The sequence below is a fragment of the Kitasatospora sp. RG8 genome, from assembly GCF_017813315.1.
Classification (GTDB): Bacteria; Actinomycetota; Actinomycetes; order Streptomycetales; family Streptomycetaceae; genus Kitasatospora.
This window is the reverse complement of record NZ_JAGIYX010000094.1, coordinates 1-1143: the sequence shown is the minus strand read 5'-3', so window position 1 is coordinate 1143 and position 1143 is coordinate 1. Positions and strand designations below refer to the sequence as shown.

Sequence of the window (1143 nt, the reverse complement as noted above, 5' to 3'; positions counted from 1 at the left end):
TACGGCAGGTTGCGGGCCATCACGATCCGCTGGATCTGGTTGGTGCCCTCGTAGATCTGCGTGATCTTCGCGTCCCGCATCATCCGCTCCAACGGGTAGTCCCGCGTGTACCCGTACCCGCCCAGCAACTGCACCGCGTCCGTCGTGATCTCCATCGCCGCGTCCGACGCGAAGCACTTCGCCGCCGCCCCGAAGAACGTCAGGTCCCCGTCCCCCCGCTGCGACTTCGCCGCCGCCGCATACGTCAACTGCCGCGCCGCCTCCAGCTTCATCGCCATGTCCGCCAGCATGAACTGCACACCCTGGAAGTCACCGATCGGCTTCCCGAACTGCTTGCGCTCGCGCACGTACCCCTTCGCGTAGTCCAACGCCCCCTGCGCGATCCCCAACGCCTGCGCCGCGATCGTCACCCGCGTGTGGTCCAGCGTCCGCATCGCCGTCGCGAACCCCGTCCCCTCCGCACCGATCATCCGGTCCGCCGGAATCCGCACGTTGTCGAAGTACACCTCACGCGTCGGCGAACCCTTGATCCCCAGCTTCCGCTCCGGCGCACCGAAGGAGACCCCCTCGTCCCCCTTCTCCACCACGAACGCCGAGATGCCCTTCGACCGCAGCTCCGGATCCGTCACCGCCATCACCGTGTAGAACTCCGACACACCCGCATTGGTGATCCAGCGCTTCACCCCGTTCAGCACCCAGAAGTCACCGTCGCGCACCGCCCGCGTCTTCATCCCCGCCGCGTCCGAACCCGCCTCCGGCTCCGACAGGCAGTACGAGAACATCCCCTCGCCCCGCGCCAGCGCCCCCAGGTACTTCGCCTTCAACTCCTCCGACCCCGACAACTGCACCGGCAGCGAACCCAGCTTGTTCACCGCCGGGATCAGCGACGACGAGCCGCACACCCGCGCGACCTCCTCGATCACGATCACCGTCGCCAGCGCGTCCGCCCCCGCACCACCGAACTCCTCCGGCACGTGCACCGCGTGCAGGTCATTGCCCTGCAACGCGTCCAACGCCTCCTGCGGGAACCGACCCTGCTCGTCCACCTCCGCCGCGAACGGAGCGATCTTCGCCTCGGCCAGCGAACGCACCGCCTCACGGAGCATCTCGTGCTCCTCGGAGATCCGGAAGAGATCGAAGTCC

1 protein-coding gene is annotated in these 1143 nt (G+C 67.8%); it reads right to left on the bottom strand.

The features are described 5' to 3' along the window. The coding region (locus J5Y04_RS41160) for an acyl-CoA dehydrogenase family protein (RefSeq protein ID WP_245206501.1) at positions 1-1143 on the bottom strand (1143 nt) is incomplete at both ends.